The sequence below is a fragment of the Cellulosimicrobium sp. EB106-03-01-XG111 genome (assembly GCF_058792115.1).
Window position 1 is genome coordinate 86470 of sequence record NZ_JBYTEQ010000003.1, and the last position, 20249, is coordinate 106718.

20 protein-coding genes are annotated in these 20249 nt (G+C 76.3%); 4 read left to right on the forward strand and 16 right to left on the reverse strand.

Annotation, left to right across the window (positions count from 1 at the left end; genetic code table 11):
• Positions 1-190 precede the first annotated feature (190 nt).
• Genes AC3WT4_RS04380 through AC3WT4_RS04395 form a run of 4 tightly spaced genes read right to left on the reverse strand, consistent with a single transcriptional unit; the run spans position 191 to position 3452 of the window.
• The gene (locus AC3WT4_RS04380) at positions 191-553 is read right to left on the reverse strand and encodes an ACT domain-containing protein (protein WP_074807246.1); all 363 of its coding nucleotides are present in this window, start codon (positions 551-553) and stop codon (positions 191-193) included.
• A 39-nt stretch (positions 554-592) separates the two neighbouring features.
• On the reverse strand, positions 593-1723 hold the full coding sequence (locus tag AC3WT4_RS04385; protein WP_492314820.1) for an NAD(P)/FAD-dependent oxidoreductase: 1131 nt from the start codon (positions 1721-1723) through the stop codon (positions 593-595).
• Positions 1720-2271 carry an isoprenylcysteine carboxyl methyltransferase family protein gene (locus AC3WT4_RS04390; protein ID WP_492314821.1) on the reverse strand — a complete coding sequence of 184 codons (552 nt, stop codon included), beginning with the start codon at positions 2269-2271 and terminating at the stop codon, positions 1720-1722. Before AC3WT4_RS04390 ends, AC3WT4_RS04385 begins: the two co-directional genes overlap by 4 nt.
• Entirely contained in the window at positions 2268-3452 is a 1185-nt protein-coding gene (locus tag AC3WT4_RS04395; RefSeq protein WP_108049623.1) for a type III polyketide synthase, read from the reverse strand. The genes AC3WT4_RS04390 and AC3WT4_RS04395 overlap by 4 nt, the downstream gene beginning before the upstream one ends.
• A 107-nt stretch (positions 3453-3559) precedes the next feature.
• Between AC3WT4_RS04395 and AC3WT4_RS04400 the strand changes: the two genes are divergently transcribed.
• A complete protein-coding gene (locus AC3WT4_RS04400) occupies positions 3560-4414 on the forward strand; it encodes a UbiA family prenyltransferase (protein WP_074806485.1) in 855 nt (284 codons plus the stop codon).
• Positions 4415-4433: 19 nt separating this feature from the next.
• Here the strand turns inward: AC3WT4_RS04400 and AC3WT4_RS04405 are convergent, their stop codons facing one another.
• Positions 4434-5366: a LysR substrate-binding domain-containing protein gene (locus tag AC3WT4_RS04405; RefSeq protein WP_492314822.1), complete on the reverse strand. Its 933-nt coding sequence runs from the start codon at positions 5364-5366 to the stop codon at positions 4434-4436.
• A 94-nt stretch (positions 5367-5460) separates the two neighbouring features.
• On the opposite strand from AC3WT4_RS04405, the gene AC3WT4_RS04410 reads away from it, so the two are divergent.
• Both AC3WT4_RS04410 and AC3WT4_RS04415 read left to right on the forward strand, forming a co-directional pair.
• Entirely contained in the window at positions 5461-6441 is a 981-nt protein-coding gene (locus AC3WT4_RS04410) for a threonine ammonia-lyase (protein WP_492314823.1), read from the forward strand.
• Positions 6442-6515: 74 nt separating this feature from the next.
• A complete protein-coding gene (locus AC3WT4_RS04415) occupies positions 6516-7136 on the forward strand; it encodes an L-threonylcarbamoyladenylate synthase (RefSeq protein ID WP_076404853.1) in 621 nt (206 codons plus the stop codon).
• 59 nt (positions 7137-7195) lie between these two features.
• On the opposite strand, the gene AC3WT4_RS04420 is transcribed toward AC3WT4_RS04415, so the two are convergent.
• Positions 7196-8737, reverse strand: a complete 1542-nt coding sequence (locus AC3WT4_RS04420; protein ID WP_492314824.1) for a lipase maturation factor family protein — start codon at positions 8735-8737, stop codon at positions 7196-7198.
• Between the two features lie 93 nt (positions 8738-8830).
• Here AC3WT4_RS04420 and AC3WT4_RS04425 point away from each other — a divergent pair, with 93 nt between their 5' ends.
• On the forward strand, positions 8831-10252 hold the full coding sequence (locus AC3WT4_RS04425; RefSeq protein ID WP_108049632.1) for a UTP--glucose-1-phosphate uridylyltransferase: 1422 nt from the start codon (positions 8831-8833) through the stop codon (positions 10250-10252).
• A 334-nt stretch (positions 10253-10586) separates the two neighbouring features.
• Here AC3WT4_RS04425 and AC3WT4_RS04430 read toward each other — a convergent pair whose 3' ends face one another.
• The 10 genes from AC3WT4_RS04430 to AC3WT4_RS04475 all read right to left on the reverse strand — a co-directional run bounded on the left by AC3WT4_RS04430 (position 10587) and on the right by AC3WT4_RS04475 (position 20232).
• A complete protein-coding gene (locus tag AC3WT4_RS04430; RefSeq protein WP_400109337.1) occupies positions 10587-11243 on the reverse strand; it encodes a YigZ family protein in 657 nt (218 codons plus the stop codon).
• A gap of 71 nt (positions 11244-11314) precedes the next feature.
• A complete protein-coding gene (argG, locus tag AC3WT4_RS04435) occupies positions 11315-12760 on the reverse strand; it encodes an argininosuccinate synthase (RefSeq protein ID WP_108049635.1) in 1446 nt (481 codons plus the stop codon).
• 754 nt (positions 12761-13514) lie between these two features.
• Positions 13515-14003 (reverse strand): VOC family protein, encoded by a 489-nt coding sequence (locus AC3WT4_RS04440; protein ID WP_108049639.1) that lies wholly within the window; start codon positions 14001-14003, stop codon positions 13515-13517.
• Between the two features lie 169 nt (positions 14004-14172).
• Positions 14173-14751, reverse strand: coding sequence for a Dps family protein (locus AC3WT4_RS04445; protein ID WP_074806464.1), 579 nt, complete (start codon positions 14749-14751; stop codon positions 14173-14175).
• A gap of 110 nt (positions 14752-14861) precedes the next feature.
• The gene (locus AC3WT4_RS04450; protein WP_286186048.1) at positions 14862-15416 is read right to left on the reverse strand and encodes a hypothetical protein; all 555 of its coding nucleotides are present in this window, start codon (positions 15414-15416) and stop codon (positions 14862-14864) included.
• Positions 15413-16762: a DUF58 domain-containing protein gene (locus tag AC3WT4_RS04455; RefSeq protein WP_146177715.1), complete on the reverse strand. Its 1350-nt coding sequence runs from the start codon at positions 16760-16762 to the stop codon at positions 15413-15415. The genes AC3WT4_RS04450 and AC3WT4_RS04455 overlap by 4 nt, the downstream gene beginning before the upstream one ends.
• Entirely contained in the window at positions 16759-17757 is a 999-nt protein-coding gene (locus AC3WT4_RS04460; protein ID WP_492314825.1) for an AAA family ATPase, read from the reverse strand. The genes AC3WT4_RS04455 and AC3WT4_RS04460 overlap by 4 nt, the downstream gene beginning before the upstream one ends.
• Positions 17754-18290 carry a hypothetical protein gene (locus AC3WT4_RS04465; RefSeq protein WP_492314826.1) on the reverse strand — a complete coding sequence of 179 codons (537 nt, stop codon included), beginning with the start codon at positions 18288-18290 and terminating at the stop codon, positions 17754-17756. The genes AC3WT4_RS04460 and AC3WT4_RS04465 overlap by 4 nt, the downstream gene beginning before the upstream one ends.
• Positions 18287-19066, reverse strand: coding sequence for a DUF4129 domain-containing protein (locus AC3WT4_RS04470; RefSeq protein WP_492314827.1), 780 nt, complete (start codon positions 19064-19066; stop codon positions 18287-18289). The genes AC3WT4_RS04465 and AC3WT4_RS04470 overlap by 4 nt, the downstream gene beginning before the upstream one ends.
• Complete coding sequence (locus AC3WT4_RS04475) at positions 19063-20232, reverse strand: DUF3866 family protein (RefSeq protein ID WP_108049649.1); 1170 nt, start codon at positions 20230-20232, stop codon at positions 19063-19065. The genes AC3WT4_RS04470 and AC3WT4_RS04475 overlap by 4 nt, the downstream gene beginning before the upstream one ends.
• Positions 20233-20249 lie beyond the last annotated feature (17 nt).

Consider the following 20249-nt stretch of genomic DNA (forward strand, 5'->3'; position numbering starts at 1 on the left):
GGGGGTGCCGGAATCGTCGCGCTGGCCGCCGGTGAACGGGACGATCGTCAGCGGAGCACCGAGGGCGTCGCACGCGTCACCGGGGTCTGCCTGGGCGGGCGACCACGCCGGGACCTGCCGTGCGGCCGTCGGCGAGGCCGAGGTCGGCGGGTGCGGGGACCAGGCCCGACGACGGGCGGCGACCCCCGGATCACCGAGGAGCGGCGACCGCGTGCCCGGCGTCGCGCAGCACCCGGGTGGCCTGCTCGAGCCGCGCCTCCGGGACCAGCACGAGGTCCGCGTGGAACGTGGACGCGACGAACACCGGCACGCCCGCCTCGCCCAGCGGCCCGACGACGGAGGAGAGCACCCCCGCCGTCTCCAGCCCGTGGGCCGAGCCGTAGAACCCCGCCCACCGCTCGGCGTCGTCGAACGGGGACGCGTGCCGCACGACCGTGAGCCCCTCGGGGGCGCGCACGAGCGCCACCCACTCGTCGTCCTCGGGGAACGTGGCGCCCGGGACGTGGCCGAGCAGGAAGCGGTCAGGGACGACGTGCAGGTCGAGCGAGGTCATGGCCGCACGGTAGCCGCAGGTGCCCACAGCGCGGCGTCGTCAGCGGGCCAGGCGCTCCACGACCGCCCCGTACAGCCACGGTGCGGCGCTCGCGGCGGGGACGATGGCGCGGCGGGCAGGGCTGCCCGCCCAGGCGAGCAGGCCGGAGGTGAGGACGCGGTAGTCGCGCGTGGCGCGGGACCAGGCGCGCTCGTACGCGGCCGGGTCGTCGAGGTGGCGCACGGCGGCCTCGGCCTGGGCCAGCCCGACGCGCACGCCCTCGCCGGTGAGCGCGTCGACGTACCCGGACGCGTCGCCGACCAGGCGCACGTGCCCGGCGGTGCGGCGTCGGGCGCGCTGGCGCAGCGGTCCCGCGCCGCGGACGCGCCCGAGCACGGGGGCGTCGCGCACGCGGTCCGCGAGCTCGGCGAACGCGTCGAGCCCGTGGTGCGCTCCTCGCGGCGTGGTACGGGTGCCGTCGCGGTGGGAGAGGACGGCGATGCCGACGACGTCGGGCGCGACCGGGGTGACGTAGGCCTCGTCGTGCGGCGCCCAGTGCACCTCGACGAGGTCGCTCCACGGCGCGAGCCGGTAGTGGGTGCGCAGGCCGAACCGCGCGCGCCCGTGCGGTGGGGCGTCGAGCCCGGTGAGGCGGCGCACGGTGGAGTGCAGCCCGTCGCAGCCGAGCACCCGGGCCGCGCGGACGACCTCGTCCGCGCCGTCGTCCGCCTCGGGAGCCGCCCCGGCGGGTCCTCGCGCCGCGCCGAGCACGACGTCGACCCCGCGGGCGTCCTGGCGCAGCGCCCGGAGCGTGGCGTGCTCGATCGCGACGCCCTCGGCGAGCGCGCGCTCGCGCAGGGCGGCGTGCAGCGCGGTGCGTCGCACGCCGCGGCCCGGGCCGGCGGCGAACGGGTGGTCGGCGTGGCGGGTGGGGTCGCGGTAGCTGATGCCGGCGAGCGGGTGGCCCGGCGGGTCGACGCCGAGGGCGAGGACCGCGGCGAGCGCGCCCGGGAGCAGCCCCTCGCCGCACGCCTTGTCGATGACGCCCGCGCGGCGGTCGACCACGAGGACGTCGTGCCCCGCGCGGCGGGCGTGCAGGGCGGCGGCGAGCCCGACGGGCCCGCCGCCGACGACCAGCACGTCGACGTCGCGGTCGGTCGTGCGGCGTTCGGTCGGGCGGGGAGGGGTCACGGCACGGCCGGGTGCGCGGCGGCGCCGGCCGCGGTCGCGCGGGCGAGGGCGCGCTCCTCGGCGGGGATGCGGAAGCGGGCGAGCAGCACGGCGTTGAGCAGCGTGAACGCGACGGCCGTGATCCAGCACGAGTGCACGAGCGGCAGCGCGACGCCCTCGACCACGACGGCGACGTAGTTGGGGTGGCGCAGCCACCGGTAGGGGCCGCGCGCGACGAGCGGCAGACCCGGCACGACGATGACGCGCGTGTTCCACCGCGGCCCGAGGGTCGCGATGCACCACCAGCGCAGGCCCTGGCTCGCGAGCACGAGGACGAGCATGGGCCAGCCGAGCCACGGCAGGAACGGCCGGTCGGCGAGCCACGCCTCGGCCACGCACGCGAGCAGCAGCCCCGTGTGCAGCGCGACCATCGCCGGGAAGTGCCCGCGGCCCGACTCGACCCCGCCCCGGGCGAACGACCAGCGGGCGTTGCGGGCCGAGACGACGAGCTCGGCGAGCCGTTCGACGGCGGTGGCACCGACGAGCACCACGTACCAGGTGAGGCTCATCCCTGGACCTCCTCGCCCGGGGCGGGCGCGTGCCCGGCAGCGTGACCGGCCTGTCGCGCGGGCGTCCGGCGCGGGCCGCGGCCGTCGAGCCGCAGCAGGACGAGCTCGGTGCTCACCCCGGGGCCGAACGCCATGAGGACGGCCGGTGCGCCGGGTGGCACGTCCGTGCGGGCCAGGGTCGCGCCGAGCACGTGCAGCACCGACGCCGACGACAGGTTCCCCACGTCGCGCAGGGACGCCCGGCTCAGCGCGAGCTCCTCCTCGGCCAGACCCAGGGTGTCGCGCACCGCGTCCAGGACGCGCGGACCGCCCGCGTGCACGACCCACGCCCCGACGTCGGCCGGTTCGAGGTCGTGCTCGGCGAGCAGGGCCTTGACGTCGCCCAGCAGGTGCGCCCCGATGAGCTCGGGCAGGCGTGCCGACAGCACGATCTCGAACCCCGTGTCACCGACCCGCCACCCCAGGTCGCCCGTCGTGCCCGCGTGCAGGTGCGAGCGCGAGTCGACGACGCGCACCCCCCGGGCGTGCACGCCCGCGCCCGCCCGCCCGTACGGGCCCGGGCGGCGGGCGAGGCGGTGCTCGTCCCCGACGAGGACGGCCGCCCCCGCGCCGTCGCCGAACAGGCCCGACGCCACGATGTTCGCCGTCGACGGGTCGGTGCGCTGCAGCGTCAGGGAGCACAGCTCGACGGCGACGAGGAGCGCGACGTCCCGCGGGCGACCCCGCAGCAGGTCGTCCGCCCGCGCCAGGCCCGCCGCGCCCCCGGCGCAGCCCCACCCGAACGACGGCGTGCGGCGCACGTCCGGTCGCAGGCCCAGCCGGGCCGCGACGAGCACGTCGAGCGTGGGCGCACCCACGCCCGTGACCGTGGTCAGCACCACGTGGTCGACCTCGTCCGGGCGCAGGCCCGCGTCGTCGAGCGCCGCGCGGCACGCCTGCTCCGCGAGGTCGGTCCCGAGCGCGAGGAAGGCGTCGTTGGCGGAGCCGAAGGACAGCCCGCCGTAGTCCTCCAGGGGCAGCGCGAGATGACGGGTCTCGACGCCCGCGTGGGCGTGCAGCCGGCGCGTGAGCGCACGGCGGACCGGGTCGTCGGTGAGCAGCTCGCTCGTGACCCGGGAGATCTCGTCCTGGCGGTACGCATGCGCGGGAAGCGAGGTCCCGACGGCGACGACGCGCGACATGCCCGCATCGTCCCACCGGCCCGGTCCGCCCGCGCGGGGGGAGGGGTGCACCGCGACGACCGGCCTGGCACCGGGCGCGCGGCCCGGCGGCGGGCTAGGTTGCCGCCATGGTGACCGGTCGCTCGCGAGGGCTCGTGCGCGGGCTCGTGGTCGCGAGCCACTTCCCGCCCACCGTCATGGTCACCGCGTTCGCCCTCGCGCTCTCCGCGGGCATCGGTGCGGGCGCCCGCACGACGACGCTCGTCGCGCTCGCCGTCCTCGCCGGCCAGCTCTCCGTCGGCTGGTCCAACGACTGGCTCGACGCGCGCCGCGACGTCGCCGTCGGACGCGCCGACAAGCCCGTGGTGTCGGGCCTCGTCACGGCCGCGACCCTGCGCACGGCGGCGCTCGTGGCGCTCGCCGCGTGCGTCGTGCTGTCCGTCGCGACCGGGCTGCTGCCCGGGGTGGTGCACGTCGTCGCCGTCGGGGTCGCGTGGTCGTACAACGCGCGGCTCAAGGCCACGTGGTGGTCCTGGGCCCCGTACGCCGTGTCCTTCGGTCTGCTCGCCGTGTTCGTCGTGCTCGCCGCCCCCGGAGAGGGCCGCCCCGCCCCGTGGGCCGTCGCGGCCGCCGCGCTGCTCGGCGTCGGCGCGCACGTCGCGAACACCCTGCCCGACCTCGAGGACGACGCCGCCACGGGCGTGCGCGGCCTGCCGCACCGGCTCGGGCGCCGTACGAGCTCCGTGCTCGCCCCCGTGCTGCTCGCCGCGGCGTCCCTGCTCGTCGTGGTCGCACCCCCGACGCCCCCCGGCCCGGTGACGTGGGCCCTCGGCGCCGTCGCGCTCGTGCTCGCCCTCGCGGCAGGCGCCGTCGGGGTCGCGCGCCCCCGCAGCCGCGCCCCGTTCGCGCTCTCCATGGCCGTCGCGGGCGTGTGCGTCGTGCTCCTCGTGCTCGCGGCGCCCGCCGTCGTCGTGCCCGCCTGACGCTCAGCCCGCCTGGCGGTCAGCCCGCCGCGCGCACCAGGCCCTCGACCACGGCCGTCGCACCCGGGGACGGGCGCTCCCCGTACGTGACCGCGAGCACGCGGCGCGCCGCGCCCGGGAGCGGGCGCACCACCACGCGCGGGTCCCGGTGCGCCCGCAGCGCCAGCGCAGGGAGCAGGGACACCCCCACGCCCGACGCCACCAGCGCCTGGACCGCGACGTAGTCGTCCGTCTCGAACGCGACGCGCGGCGTGAACCCCGCGCGCTCGCACCGGCCCACCAGGTCCGCCCGGCACCGCTCGCAGCCCGCGATCCACGCCGCGTCCGCGAGCGGCGCGAGGTCCACCGGTCCCTCCGCGGACGATGCCGCGGCCTCGTCGTGCGGGTCGTCGCGGGTGTCGTCGTGCGCGCCGGGGCGCGGGTCGGCACCCGACCGGACCAGGAACAGCTCCTCCGCGAGCACCGGCACCGCGCGCAGCCCCGCGGTGTCCAGCGGCGACCGGTCGTGCTCGAACACCAGCGCCACGTCCACCGCACCGCGTCGCAGCGCGTCCAGCGCCTCCGGCGGCTCCGCCTCCACCAGCCCCACACCCAGACCCGGGTGCTCGCGCGCCAGGCGACCCACGACGTCGGGCACCAGCGTCGCCAGCGCCGACGGGAACGCCGCCAGCCGCACCCGGCCCGCCGACAACGACACCAGGGCGTCCAGCTCCTCGCGCGCCGCCCCCACGCGCCCCAGGATCTCCTCCGCCCGCGCCGCGAGCAGCCGACCCGCCGCCGTCAGGCGCACGCCCCGGCCGTGCCGCTCCGTCAGCGGCACCCCCACCGCCGCCTCCAGACGCGCCAGATGGTGGCTCACCGACGGCTGCGCGTAGTGCAGCGCACGCGCCGCCCCCGTCACCGACCCCTCGCGCGCCACCGCCGCCAGCACCCGCAGCCGCGTCAGGTCCACGTCCACGCCCTCATGCGCGAAGCATAGATCGCATCGATCGTTCCGCACAGAACAGGCATTGGACCGATGAGACGACCCGCGGGACCGTGGACCCATGGCCCCCGCAGACCTCGCCCCGCCCACCCTGCGCGACGTCCTCGACGCCCGCCGCCTCCTCGCCACCCACCTCCAGCCCACCCCCACCCGCACCTACCCCGCGCTCGACCGCGCCACCGCCGCCCACGTCGTCGTCAAGCACGAGAACCACCAGCCCACCGGAGCCTTCAAGGTCCGCGGCGCCCTCAACCTCCTCCTGCGCCTCACCCCCGACGAGCGCGCCCACGGCGTCACCGCCTTCTCCACCGGCAACCACGCCCAGGCCGTCGCCCACGCAGCCCGCACGACCGCCACCCCCTGCACCATCGTCATGCCCACCCACCCCAACCCCACCAAGGCCGACGCCGTCCGCGACCTCGGTGCCCGCCTGGTCCTCTCCGGCACCACCTTCGACGACGCCCGCGAGCACGCCACGGCGCTCGCGGCCGAGGACGGGTCCCGGCTCGTCAGTGCCGCGAACGAGCCGCTCCTCGTCGCCGGGGTCGCGACGGCGTACCTCGAGCTCCTCACGGACGCCCCCGACCTCGACGTGCTCGTCGTCCCCGTGGGCGGGGGGAGCGGCGCGGCCGCAGCCTGCCTCGTCGCCCAGTCGCTCGCCCCCGGGCTCGAGGTCGTCGCCGTCCAGTCGGGCGCCTCGCCCGCCGCGCACGACTCCTGGCGCGCACGCGACCTCGTCGCCCGGCCCAACACGTCGCGCGCCGAGGGGCTCGCCACCGGCACCGGCTTCGCGCTCACCCAGGCCGTCCTGCGCGAGCACCTCGACGACTTCGTCCTCGTCGACGACGACACGATCGACCGCGCCGCCGCGCTCTACCTCACCGCGGCCCGGACCGTCGCCGAGGGCGCGGGCGCCGCCGCCCTCGCCGCCGTCCTCGCCGACCCCGCCCGGTTCGCCGGCCGGCGCGTCGGCGTCGTCTGCTCCGGCGGCAACGCGAGCCCGGCGGAGCTGCTCCGGGTGTCCACGCACCTGCCCCGGTAGCGGCACCGGGGCCGGGGCGCGCGACGACGACGGTCCCGGCGGCCGGACCGCGGCCCCGGGCCTAGGCTCGCCCCATGGCCCGCTACCTCGACGTGCACCCCGACAACCCGCAGCCGCGCGCGATCGCGCAGGTCGTCGCCCTCCTCGAGGACGGCGGCCTCGTCGCCTACCCGACCGACTCCGGCTACGCGCTCGGCTGCCGCATGGACGACCGCGAGGGCGCCGACCGCATCCGCCGCATCCGCCACCTCGACGACCGGCACCACTTCACGCTCGTGTGCGCCGACTTCGCCCAGCTCGGCCACTTCGTCATGGTCGACAACGCGGCGTTCCGGTCGATCAAGGCCGCCACCCCCGGGCCGTACACGTTCATCCTGCGCGCGACCTCCGAGGTCCCGCGCCGCCTCGCGCACCCCAAGAAGAAGACCGTGGGCGTGCGCATCCCCGAGGACACCGTCGCCCAGGCCATCGTCGCCGCGCTCGGGGAGCCGATCCTGTCGAGCTCGCTCATCCTCCCCGGCTCGACCGAGGCGCTCACCGACGGCTGGGCGATCAAGGAGGAGCTCGACCACGTCGTCGACGCGGTCGTCGACGGCGGCGAGCGGGGGAGCGAGCCGACGACGGTCGTCGACTTCTCCGACGGCGCCCCCGAGGTCGTGCGCGTCGGTGCGGGCGACCCGTCCCGCTTCGAGTAGGACCGTCGCGCCGGGCCGCCGCGGGCCGCCTCGCGCGGGGCTGGCCCGCCGCCGGCCGCTCAGGCCCGCGGGCCCAGGAGCAGCCGCAGACGCTGGCGGTCGACCGGGTCGACGAGCGTCCCGCGCTCCTCGCGCACCCACCAGTCGCCGGTGCGTCGCCGCTCGGCGCGCGTCGTGTACCGGTAGCGGAAGACGCGGGCCCGCACCCACCGCGGGGCGGGGCCGTCGGGATCGTCGGCGAACGGGTCTGCCGCGAGCAGCCGCAGGGTCGGGCGGTCGGCCTCCAGGAGCCGGAGCAGCAGCACCTCGAACCAGCGCGTGCCGGGCGACCCGAGCGCGAGGAACCACATCTGCCAGTCCAGGCGCAGGTGGTAGGGCGCGACCTGCGGCGGGCGGCGCCCCACGTCGCCCGGCTTGCCGCGGAACGCGTACTCGACCCAGTCGTCGGGCCCGGGGGAGCGGGCCGTCGTCCCCTCCACCACCACCTCGTCGCGGCGCCGTGAGACCGAGCCGAACGCGCCGTACGCGTTGACGAGCCGGAACGGCTCGAAGCTCGCGTTCATGAGCTGCCGGCGCGCGACGAGGTTGCGCGCCGGGCGCACGCCGAGGACGAGCAGGAGCGCCGACACCGCGAGCACGGCCACGACGAGGGCGACCGGGCCGCCCGGGGCGGCCCCGCCGTCGGGCACCGGATCCTCGCCGCGACCGAGCGCGGGCACGAGCCACGACCCGACGGCCGCCCACGCGCCGTCGCTCACGACACCGAGCCCGAGCACGATCGTCAGCCAGTTCAGCCACGCGAAGTTCCCCGTCACGAGGAGCCACGCCTGCGTGAGCACGACGACCCCGCCTGCGACGCTCGCGACCGGCTGCGGCGCGAAGAGCGCGAACGGCACCACGAGCTGCGTCACGTGGTTGCCCGCCACCTCGACGCGGTGCCACCACCGCGGCAGGTGGTGCGCGTGCCACGAGAACGGGCCGGGGAGGGGCTGCGTCTCGTGGTGGTGGTCCAGGGCCGTGAGGTCGCGCCACGCGCGGTCCCCGCGGACCTTGATGAGCCCGGCGCCGAGCTCGACCCGGAACAGGCACCAGCGGGCGAGCAGCAGCACGAGCAGCGGGGGAGCGGCGCCCCCGCCCGACGAGCCCAGCCACCCCACGAGGAACGTCACCTCGCACAGCAGCGACTCCCACCCGAACCCGTAGAAGCGCTGCCCGACGTTCACCACCGACAGGTAGGCCGCCCACAGCACGAGGAAGGCGAGCGTCGTCAGCCACCACGGCCCGCGCTGGGGCACCCCGACGACGAGCAGCGCCGCCAGCCCCGCCCCGCCCCACGCGAGCGCGGCGACGAACCGGTCCGAGCACCGCCACCGGAGCACGCTCGGGGCGTCGCGCCACGTCGTGCGCGCCACGTACGTCGCGGCGGGCAGCAGCCCGCGCTCGCCCAGCAGCGGGCGCCACTGCCGCACGACGACGAGGAACGCGACGACGAGGACCGCCGCGGTGCCCCGTTGCAGCACCTCGCGCGCGACGTCGTAGCCGGGCGCCCAGAACCACGACCCGAGCCAGGTCGCCACGTCGTCGGGCAGGACGTCCGCCATCTGCCCACGGTAGGGCTGTGAGCCCTGTCTCACCCGCGCTCCGGCCGACCGCCGCACCGGGCCCGGAGCGCGCCACGCCCCTACCATCGGGGCATGAGCAGCCAGGGCCTGAGCCAGTCCACCGACCGCATGCGCGACGCGGGCGTCGCCCCCGCCGCCGTCGACGTCTTCGCCCGGTTCTACCGGCTCCTCGAGTCCGGCGCGACCGGCATGATCCCGGAGGCCGATGTCGAGCCGCTCACCGACGTCACGCACCGCGACGAGCTCGAGGTGCCCGAGGACGCCGCTCGCGAGGCGCTGCGCCGCACGGCGGTCATCAAGCTCAACGGCGGCCTCGGGACCTCGATGGGCATGGACCGCGCCAAGTCGCTCCTCACCGTGCGCGACGCCGACCCGCAGCGCCCCGACGGCGGGCCGCTGACCTTCCTCGACGTCATCGTCGCGCAGGTGCGGGCCGCCCGGCGCGCGACGGGCGCACCCCTGCCGCTGCTGCTCATGAACTCGTTCCGCACGCAGGCCGACACCCTCGCCGCGCTCGCCCCGCACGACGACCTCGCGGTCGACGACCTCCCGCTCGACTTCCTGCAGAACCGCGAGCCCAAGCTCCTCGCGAGCGACCTCACGCCCGTCGACTGGCCCGCCGACCCCGAGCTCGAGTGGTGCCCGCCCGGCCACGGCGACCTGTACACCGCCCTCTACGCGTCCGGCGCGCTGCGCGCGCTCCTCGACGCCGGGTACCGCTACGCGAGCGTCTCGAACTCCGACAACCTCGGTGCCGCGCCCGACGCCGCGATGGCCGGGTGGTTCGCCGCCAGCGGGGCACCCTTCGCCGCCGAGGTCGCGCGCCGCACGCCCGCGGACCGCAAGGGCGGCCACCTCGTCGTGCGCCGCAGCGACGGGCGCCTCGTCCTGCGCGAGACGGCGCAGACCCCGGCCGACGACCAGGACGCCGCCGCCGACATCGGCCGGCACCGGTACTTCAACACCAACAACCTGTGGTTCGACCTCGAGGCGCTGTCGGCCGAGCTCGACCGCACCGGCGGGGTGCTCGAGCTCCCGCTCATCAAGAACACCAAGACCGTCGACCCGACCGACCCGTCGTCGCCCGAGGTCGTGCAGATCGAGTCCGCCATGGGGGCCGCGGTCGAGGTGTTCGACGGCGCCGTCGCGATCGAGGTCGGCCGCGACCGGTTCCTGCCGGTGAAGACGACGAACGACCTCCTCGTGCTCCGCTCCGACGTCTACGACCTCGACGACGCGTACCGGTTCGTCGCGCGCACCGACGCGCCGTTCGTGGACCTCGACCCCGCGCACTACAAGACCATCGCCGCGTTCGACGCCCGGTTCGACGACGGCACCCCGTCCCTGCGCGCGGCCCGATCGCTCACGGTGCGCGGGGACTGGACCTTCGGCTCCGGCGTGACGGTCACCGGCGACGCCGAGCTCGCCGACCCGGGCGGCTCCGCCCGCGTCCCCGACGGCGCCGTCGTCGGCCCGGACGGCGTCAGCGCCTGACGCGGGGGCAGAGTCGGGACGGCCGAGGTAGAGGCGTGGTCGGCCGGGCACCGCACGCGCCGGGCGGGTGCGGTGCCCTCGCCTCGCCTCGACTCGCCTCGGCTCTCGGCTCTCGGCTCTCGGCCCGACGGCGGCGGCGCCCCGGCTTGTCGTGGTCGCCTGCACCGACGGGTCGAGCGAGCAGTCATCGATCTGCGAGCAGGTCTGCTTCGCGCGACGACGGCTCCACTTCGCGTGACCGGGCCTCTGCTTCGTGCGACGACGGCTCTGCCTCGCGCAACCAGGGCTCTACCTCGCGGGTGGGGTGCTCCCCGTGCGGTTGGGGGGTTGGCGGTCAGTCGGGGACGTCGACGACGCGGCTGTCGCCGCGGCGTGCGACGAGGGTGCCGGACGACGCGGCGGCGAGGTCGGCGTCGAACCGGTCGAGCTCGGCCGGAGGGACCAGGACGGTGAACGCGGCTGTCGCGCCGTAGTCGACGCCCTCGAGCGTGCCGTCGTGGCGGTCGCACCAGTCGCGCAGGACGCCGTGGAGGCGCCCGGCGTCGGCGTGCGGGACGTCGACGTGCACCGCGGTGAGCACGGCGCGGCGCACGGGTCGCGCGAGGTCGAGCGCCTCGCTCACCGCGCTCGAGTAGGCGCGCACGAGGCCGCCGGCGCCGAGCAGGACGCCGCCGAAGTACCGCGTCACGACGGCGACGACGTCGGTCACGTGCCGGTGGCGCAGCACCTCGAGCATGGGGATGCCGGCGGTGCCGGAGGGTTCGCCGTCGTCGGTGGAGCGCTGCTGGTCGGCGTGGGGGCCGACGACGAGCGCGACGCAGTGGTGGCGCGCGTCCCAGTGCTCCTTGCGGACGCGCGCGACGACGGCGTCGGCGGCGGCGACGGACGGGACGGGGGAGAGGTGCGCGAGGAAGCGGGACTTCTTGACGACGAGCTCGTGGTCGACGGGTCCGGCGATCGTCCCCCACAGCTCCCCGGTGCCTGCACTCACGCTGCGAGCCTAGCCGCGACGGCGCCCGGGTCGGTCGTCGACCCGGGCGCCGTCGGTGGGCGTCGTGGCGGTCAGTCCGTGCCGGACTCCATCGCGGCGCGGTCGAGGAGCGCGTCGTCGCCCTCGGCCATGCCGCGCGACGCGATGACCTCGGCGCCGCCCTCGGGCATCGCGCCGATGAGCTCGGTGGAGGCCTGCACGGCGCCGATGAGCGCCGCGTGCGTGGTGCCGACGATGCCGATGCCGGCGTACTGCTCGAGCTTGGCCCGCGAGTCGGCGATGTCGAGGTTGCGCATGGTGAGCTGGCCGATCCGGTCCATCGGGCCGAACGCGGAGTCCTCGGTGCGCTCCATCGAGAGCTTGTCCGGGTGGTAGCTGAACGCGGGCCCGGTGGTGTCGAGGATCGAGTAGTCCTCGCCGCGGCGCAGGCGCAGCGTGACCTCGCCGGTGACGGCGGTGCTGACCCAGCGCTGCAGCGACTCGCGGATCATGAGCGCCTGCGGGTCGAGCCACCGGCCCTCGTACATGAGGCGGCCGAGGCGGCGGCCCTCGGTGTGGTACTGCGCGAGGGTGTCCTCGTTGTGGATCGCGTTGACGAGGCGCTCGTACGCGGCGTGCAGGAGCGCCATGCCGGGGGCCTCGTAGATGCCGCGGCTCTTGGCCTCGATGATGCGGTTCTCGATCTGGTCGGACATGCCGAGACCGTGGCGGCCGCCGATCGCGTTGGCCTCCTGGACCAGCGCGACGGCCGACTCGAACTCCTGCCCGTCGATCGTCACCGGACGACCCTGGACGAAGCCGATCGTCACGTCCTCGGTGGCGATCTCGACCGCGGGGTCCCAGAACCGCACGCCCATGATCGGGTCGACGGTCTCGATGCCCGTGTCGAGGTGCTCGAGCGTCTTCGCCTCGTGGGTCGCACCCCAGATGTTCGCGTCCGTCGAGTACGCCTTCTCGGTGCTGTCCCGGTACGGCAGGTCGTGGGCGAGCAGCCACTCGGACATCTCCTTGCGCCCGCCGAGCTCCGCGACGAAGTCCGCGTCGAGCCAGGGCTTGTAGATGCGCAGGTGCGGGTTGGCGAGCAGCCCGTAGCGGTAGAACCGCTCGATGTCGTTGCCCTTGAAGGTCGACCCGTCGCCCCAGATCTGGACGTCGTCCTCCTGCATGGCGCGGACGAGGAGCGTGCCCGTGACCGCGCGGCCCAGGGGAGTGGTGTTGAAGTACGCGCGACCGCCGGAGCGGATGTGGAACGCGCCGCACGCGAGCGCGGCCAGACCCTCCTCGACGAGCGCGGCGCGGCAGTCCACGAGGCGCGCGATCTCGGCGCCGTAGGCGGTCGCGCGACCGGGCACGGAGCCGATGTCGGGCTCGTCGTACTGGCCGATGTCGGCGGTGTAGGTGCACGGCACCGCGCCCTTGTCGCGCATCCACGCGACGGCGACGGACGTGTCGAGGCCCCCGGAGAACGCGATCCCGACGCGCTCTCCCACGGGCAGGGAGGTGAGAACCTTGGACATGGGCACGAGTATGCAGGATTCTGCATAGGTATTCAATTCGGTGATCACGGAGTCGTGACGGGCCCGACCGCGACGCGCCCGAGCGTTACTTCGACAAGAAAAGTGTGCCAAGCGGTAGGGTCCTCCCATGCCCGACGACGCGACGTCACCCACGAGCCCCGACACGGCGGGCGGCACGACCGCCGGTGCCGCGACCAGCGCCGGAGCCGCGTCCCGCTACCCGCGCCCCACTGTCACGCTCGACGAGGCCGAGTGGGTGTGGCGCCTGCTGGCGACGGAGGCGATGGTCGAGGCGGCGAAGCCGGAGACCGTGCGCCTCGCGGTGATCGCCGGCCTCACGCGCGCGACGGGCGCGCGCTACGGCGACCTGCTGCGCTGCACGGCCGACGCGATCGACCTCGGCCCGGCGACGGAGCGCGCGGGGGAGGGGAGGGTCGTGCTCACGCACGGCAAGCACCGCACGGTGCGCGAGCACGTGCTGAGCGCGAGCGTCGTCGTCGTGCTGCGCCGCTGGATGGCGGTGCGCGAGGTGCTCGCGGCGGACCTCGAGGGGTCGGTGCCGCGCGCGCTGCTGCTCACGGTCCACCACACGCACGACAACGGCGTCACGGTGTCCAGCGGCCTGCCCATCACGAAGCAGGGCCTCGTGCTGTCGTGGCGGCGGTTCGTGCACCGTACGAACGCGCGCTACGGGGCCGTGCGCGCGCCGCTCCCGACGCGCTTCGAGCAGGTCCGGCGGGCCTGGGTCGAGGCGTCAGCCCCGGTGGGGAGCGGGATCGTCGCCGGGCCCGGTCTCGGCGACGACGCCGGGCGGGACGCCCTCCTCGCCGCCGAGCTCCTGGAACAGCGTGAGGTGGAGGCCGGCGGGGGCGTCGAGGCGTGAGTTGAGCGAGCCCCAGGGGGTGCGCGTCGGCGGGGCGACGAGCGAAGCACCGGCGGCGACCGCCCGGTCGGTCGCGTCGCCGGCGTCGTCCACCTCGAGCGCGACCCGGAGGTGCCCCGCGACCCGTCGCCCGACCTCCACGTCGTCGATCGCCCGCGCGTGGCCGGGGGAGGCGATCTCGAGCGTCGCTCGCCCGACGTCGAGGATCGCCACCCGGTCGTCCTCGCCGTCCGCGTAGGCGATCTGCTGGGGGAGGCCCAGGACGTCGCGGTAGAACGCGAGCGCGGCGTCGTAGTCCTCCGCCTCGAGGACGAGGCGGAGCTGGCGGACGGGCGGTGGCGAGCTGTGCTGGTCGGTCATGCCGCGACTCTATGCGCTCTCTGATATAAATAGTGTGCCAAGCGCACCAGAAGCAGCAACCGCCCAGGCGATCACCTCACCAACCTGCCCAGAAGAGCGAGGGCCCCGTCACGACTCGCGTGACGGGGCCCGGTCGCCGTCGGGCCGACGGCGCAGGAGGGGAGCGGGGTCAGGGCTGACCGGCCGCGGCCTCCTCGGCCTTGCGCGCGGCGCCGGCCTCGGTGCGTGCGCCCTCGGTGGAGAGGTCGCCGCCCGTCGACTCCAGGTGGGCACGGACGAACCAGTGGAAGAGCTCGAGGTCGTGCAGGTGCCCGATGAGCAGGTCGTTCGTGACGTCGTCGAGCTCCTCGGTCGCGGCGGCGGCCTCGCGGTGGGCCGTGATGACGCCGACGTACACCTCGTCGAGCGCGCCGAGGTGCGCGATCGTCGACGCGCGGCCCAGGGAGTAGTCCTCCCAGGTGCGGGCGGCGACGAGCGCGCCCGGCGTGCCCTGCGGGGAGACGCCGAGGGTCGCGATACGCTCGGCGGTCGCGTCCACCATCGCGCGGACCGCGTCGACCTGCGGGTCGATCATCTCGTGCACCGCGATGAAGTGCGGGCCGACGACGTTCCAGTGGATGTGCTTGAGCGTGAGCTGCAGGTCGTTGAGCGCGTGCAGCCGCTCCTGGAGGATCCCGGCGATCTTCGCCCCTTCCTCAGGGGTGAGCGACGGGACCGTGTACTTCGGCAGGTCGGAGCGAGCAGCCATGGGTTGCCTCCTCGGGTCGGTGACGCGCGCCGGGACGGCGGCGGGACGACGGCTCGGGTGCCGTCTGTCCCCATCGTGGTGCCGGGAAGCGGTCCTCGCAGGACGAGTGCTCAGTCCCGCGGTCGCACGAGCAGGACGACACCGAGCACGGCGAGCCCGCCGAGCGCAGCCGCGACGCCGGACGAGACGTCGGCCAGCGCGACCGCCCGCACGGCGAGCGCCACGACGAGCAGCACGGCCTGGAGCACGACGACCCGCCGCAGGTCGGGCACGAGGGCGCGCAGCTCGGCGCGCGCTCCGGGCGGCACGTGGTCGCTCCACCACGCGGCGCGGAGCACGAGCTGCCCCAGCGGGAGGAGGGCGAAGACGGCGGGGTCGAAGGGCGCGGAGCCCTCCGCGAGGAGCACGACGCCGCCGACGAAGATCAGCAGGTGGGGCACGGGAGGGGCGGGGAGGAACGCGGTGACGATGCCGAGCCCGACGGCGACGCCCCACACGAAGGACGGCGCGAGCCCGGTCGTCTGGAGCGCGGCGGCCGCGAACCCGGTCGCGAGGAGCAGCAGGGCGGCACGCGCCGTCCACGCGGGGAACGTGGGTCCCGTCTCGACGACGAGCCGGGGCGGTGGTCCGGCGGTGACGGTCTCGCGGCGGACGGGCATCCTCATGGTCGGCCGCCCGTGCTCGTGCCGGCGGGGCGCCGGTCGAGGCGTCGCGCGGCGAGCTCGAGCGCGCCGCGAGCGCCGTCGGCGTCGGGGGTGCCGTCGTACCAGCGGACGACGGTGACGCCCCTCCTGCGCAGCTCGTGGATGCGGGCGTCGCGCTCGTGGCGGGTGATGCGCCAGGCGACGGCGACGTGCTCGTCGACGTCGGCGGCGTTCACGGGCGGGAGGACGTCGACGACGACGACCACGTGGCCCGTGTCGTGCCACTGGTGGGCGAGCCGGGGCGCTTCGTCGTCGAGGAGGGTGGAGAAGAGGTAGACGGCGGCGCCGGCCGCGACCTGGGGCGGCCGGTGGCGCGCGGTGGGGTCGCCGACGGGCCGGGCGAGGGCGAGCCCGTGGAGGATGCGGCGCAGGTGGCGTCGTCCGCCGCCGGCGCGGACGGGTCGGGCGAGGCGACCGAGGTCGTCCAGGGCGACGCGGTCGCCGTCGGCGAGGACGGCGTGCGCGACGGACGCGGCGGCGTGCCGCGCGAGGTCGAGGGACGTGGGCTCGTCGGGGCGCTGCTCGCCGACGCCGTTCCAGGTGGCGAGGTCGGGGGCGACGTCGTCGCGGGAGTCGAGGACGAGGACGACGGTGGCCTCGGCCGTGCCGTAGGTGCGGCGGACGTACAGGGTGGCGAGGTCGGGTGCGCGGCGGGCGGTGGCGCGCCAGTCGATGCGACGGAGGCGGTCCCCGGGGCGGTATGCGTCGACGTCGCGGAGCTCGGTGCCGTCTCCGGGGCGGCGGGAGGTGCGGGGGCCGGAGAGCCCGCGCAGCCGGGAGGAGCGGGGCGTGCGGCCGAGGGGCACGGCGCGGGGCAGGACGAGGCGCCGCGGTCCGGAGGCGACGTGGGGCGGCTGCTCCTCGACGCCGTCGGGCCCGTAGGCGGCGTGGTCGACGCGCAAGGTGTCGGTCGGGCCGGTGCGGACGGACGGAGCCCGCCAGGTGAGGTCGCGCGAGCCGTGGGAGACATCGACGAGGCGTTCGGTGACGAGTCCGCCGGGGGCGACGCCGCGCACGCGCAGGAGCTCGACGTCCGGGGGGACCTGGGCGCGCACGCGTGCGGTGAGGGTCCCGGGCGGCGCGGCGGGGTCGAGGGTGACGCGGAGCGTCACCGGCTGCCGGGGTCGGCGGGTCCAGCCCCAGACGGCGGCGAGGAGGGGCGCGACGCCGAGGAGCGCCGCGTCGGGCCGGCGCAGGAGCACGCCGAGCCCGAGCAGCGTGGCGCCGAGGAGGAGCCCGGCGCCGAGGTGGACGGTGGTGCGCCACGGGGGCGGTGCCTCGGGGTCGGGCGTCGCGGGGCCGGTCACGCGGCCCGGCCGACGGTGGCGGGTCCGGGGACGGTGCGCAGGAGGTCTGCGACGAGGGCCTCGGGGCGCAGGTCGGCGGCCCAGGCGCCGGGGGTGAGGGTGAGGCGGTGCGCGAGGACGGGGACGGCGACGCGCTTGACGTCCTCGGGGAGCACGACGTCGCGCCCGTCGAGCACGGCGACGCCGCGCGCGAGGAGCGCGAGGTTCTGGGACCCGCGGGGCGACGCGCCGACCTCGAGGTCGCGGTGGGTGCGGGTCGCGGCGGCGAGGTCGACGCAGTAGGCGAGGACGTCGGGGTGGACGTCGACCTGCTCGACGGCGGCCTGCATGGCGAGGACCGTGTCGCGGTCGACGACCTGGTGCACGACGGGGTCGTCGTGCCGGCGCGCGATGCGGCGGGCGAGGACCTCGCGCTCCTCGTCGCGGCCCGGGTACCCGACGGAGAGCCGGACCATGAAGCGGTCGAGCTGGGCCTCGGGGAGCGGGTAGGTGCCCTCGTGCTCGACGGGGTTCGACGTCGCGACGACGTGGAAGGGCCGCGGCAGCGGGTAGGTGGTGCCCTCGACGGTGACCTGGCGCTCGGCCATGGACTCGAGCAGCGCGGACTGGGTCTTGGGGGCGGTGCGGTTGATCTCGTCGGCGAGCAGGAGCCCGGTGAACACGGGCCCGGGCCGGAACTCGAAGGTCCGGGCGGCGGGGTCGTACACGGAGGATCCGGTGACGTCCGAGGGCAGCAGGTCGGGCGTGCACTGCAGGCGCGTGAAGTCGAGGCCGAGGGCGCGCGCGAGGCTGCGCGCGGCGAGGGTCTTGCCGAGACCTGGCACGTCCTCGAACAGGACGTGGCCCCCGGCGAGGACCGCCGCGAGCGCCAGGGTGAGGGGTTCGCGGGCTCCGACGACGGCGGTGGCGACCTCGTCGAGGACGGCGTGGCCGTGCGCGGCGACGGTGGGGACGTCGAGGGGCGCGTGCGGCGTGGTGCCGGGGTGGGTGGTCATCGGGGTGTCCCTTCGCCGGGGCGTTCCGGGGTGGTGGGCAGGCGGTCGAGGGCGGTGAGCCAGGCGTGGAGCTCTGCGGGGGTGGGGAGGCGTCCGGTGGTGGTGAGGTCGTGGGCGGTGCGGGCGACGCGGGGGCCGAGGAGGTGGGCGACGGCGGGTGCTGCCGTGGGGTCGTCGAGGGGTCCGGTGCCGTGGCGGGCGAGGAGCTGGTCGGTGAGGTGGCGCATGCGGCGGGCTGCGGTGGGGGTGACGCGTCCGTCGCGTCCGAGGACGGACCAGGCGAGGTCGGAGACGTCGCGGCGGTTGCCGTCGCGCCGGAGGGTGGGGAGGTGGGGCCAGACGGTGTCGCCGGCGTAGCCGGTGCGGTGCCGGAGCAGGGTGGCGGCGATGCCGAGGGCGGTGAGCGTGAGGGCGTGGGCGGGGGATGCGCCGAGGGTGGCGAGGAGGATGCCGAGGCCGACGACGGTGGCGGCGGTGCGCAGGGCGGTCCGGTCGGTGGGTCGGAGGCTGGCCCAGCGTGCGCGGGGGTTCACGGGCGCGCTCGGTGGTCGGCGGGGGTGGGGGTGTCGGGGGTCGGGTCGGGTGGTGTGCCGAGGTCGGTCGCGATGCGGGTGAGCGCGTGGCGGGCGGCGTCGAGGTCGGCGGTGCCGAGGGTGTGCTCTCCGAACCGGGCCTGGTGGTAGAGGCGGCGCAGGGTGGCGACGGCGTGGGGGTCGGCGGGTGTGCTGGTGAGGACGGCGGTGGTGAACTCGGTGGGGGTCTGGGCGGGGTCGCGTCGGGTGCCGGCGCGGGCGGCGGCGCGTTCGAGGGCGACCCAGGCGGCGACGACGGCGTCGTGGGGGTCGGCGTCGGGGGTGCGCAGCTGGGTGCGGACGCGGTGGACGGCGTCGCGGAGCTCGGGGACGACCTGGTCCTGGGCGAGGTGTGCGGTGTCTCCGGGTGGGGCGAGGAGCAGGTCGCGGTGGCGTCGTCGGACGAGCAGCCGTGGCAGGTACCGGCGGGCGAGGAGGACGATGACCACGAGGACGGCGGCGCCGAGGAACCACAGGAGGTAGGTGTCGAAGGACATGCCGGTCGCGTCGACGGGGATCTCGAGCTCTCGGGGTGCGGTGGGTGCTTCCTGGGGGACGTTCTCGGGCGGCGGGCCGGTGGGGTCGCGGGCGAGGGCGCTGAGCCAGGCGGGCGCGGTCCAGCTCCAGGGGGCGGCGGTCGCGGCGGCGAGCACGGCCGCGAGCGCCAGTGCGGCGACGGCGGTGAAGCGTGCCGGGCCGGGCCGGCGGTGGTCGTGGTCCCCCTGCGTCGTGGTCATGCGGGTCTGAGGGACTCGGCGTGGGCGCCGGCGACGGCGGCGGTGAGGAAGGCGGCGGGGTCGGTGTCGAGGCCGCGGCCCATGGTGGACAGGCGGACGGGGGTGTCGTGCAGGGCGTGGAGGAGGTCGGGTCCGGCGGGGACGGGGACGGGGTGGTGGCGGCCGGTGGGGGCGGCGAGGGTGTGGGCCTGGTGGGTGATGCGGGCGGTGAGGTCGGGGCCCCAGCCGGGGAGGTTCTCGACGTCGGGGGTGGGGACGGGCAGGGGGAGGTCGCTGGGGGCGAGGGCGACGCGGCCGTAGGCGGTGAGGGAGTGGTGGGAGATGCCGAGGTGGCGGTCGCGGGGGTCGGCGCCGGAGACGCGCAGGGAGGCGACGGGTCGGCCGCGGAGGGTGGCGACGGCGTTGAGGGCTTCGCCGGCGGCGACGCCGGAGAACCCCCAGCGGGTGCCGGTGCCGAGGTTGCCGGGTCCTTGGGCGACGACGACGAGGTCGGCGCCGGTGACGTGGTGGGCGGCGAGGAGGCCGGTGTGGACGGTGACGGCTTCGAGGTCGCCGCCGAAGGCTTGGCCGACGGTGATGCAGGTGTCGATCCAGCCGGTGTCGCGCAGGGTGGCGATGGTGCGGGAGAACGCGGCGGGCAGGGCGCCGCCGTCGGTCATGACGTAGGCGATGCGGGGGGTGGGGCGTCCTGCGAGCGCGGCGGCGTGGCGGGCGCCGGCGACGACGGCGGGCAGGGCGGAGTGGAGGTCGGCGACGACGACGGGGGTGTCGGCGAGGTCGTCGGCGTCGCGCAGGGTGTCGTGGTGGGGGGACTCCTGCTCGTCGACGCCGAGGACGAGGGCTTGCAGGGGGGTGTAGCGGGCCTTGACGAGGTGGCCGGGTCCGGGCGTGGGGTCGGGCGGGAGGGGGGTGGCGGGCCGGGCGGGGCCGACGACGAGCGCGTAGCCGCCGGTGCCGAGGCCGCGGGCGAGGGCGGAGACGTTGAGGAGGACGTGGTCGCCGGGGTGGGGGGTGCCGACGAGCTGGGTGTAGGCGAGGGCGCGCACGGTGGCGTGGGGGTCGTCGGGGCGTCCGGGCAGGGGTGTGTGGAGCTTGACGTCGAGCTCTTGGGCTCCGGTCCAGGCCTTCGCGTGCGACACCACGGTCGCGGTCCGCCACGTGATCACGCGGCACACCCTATCGA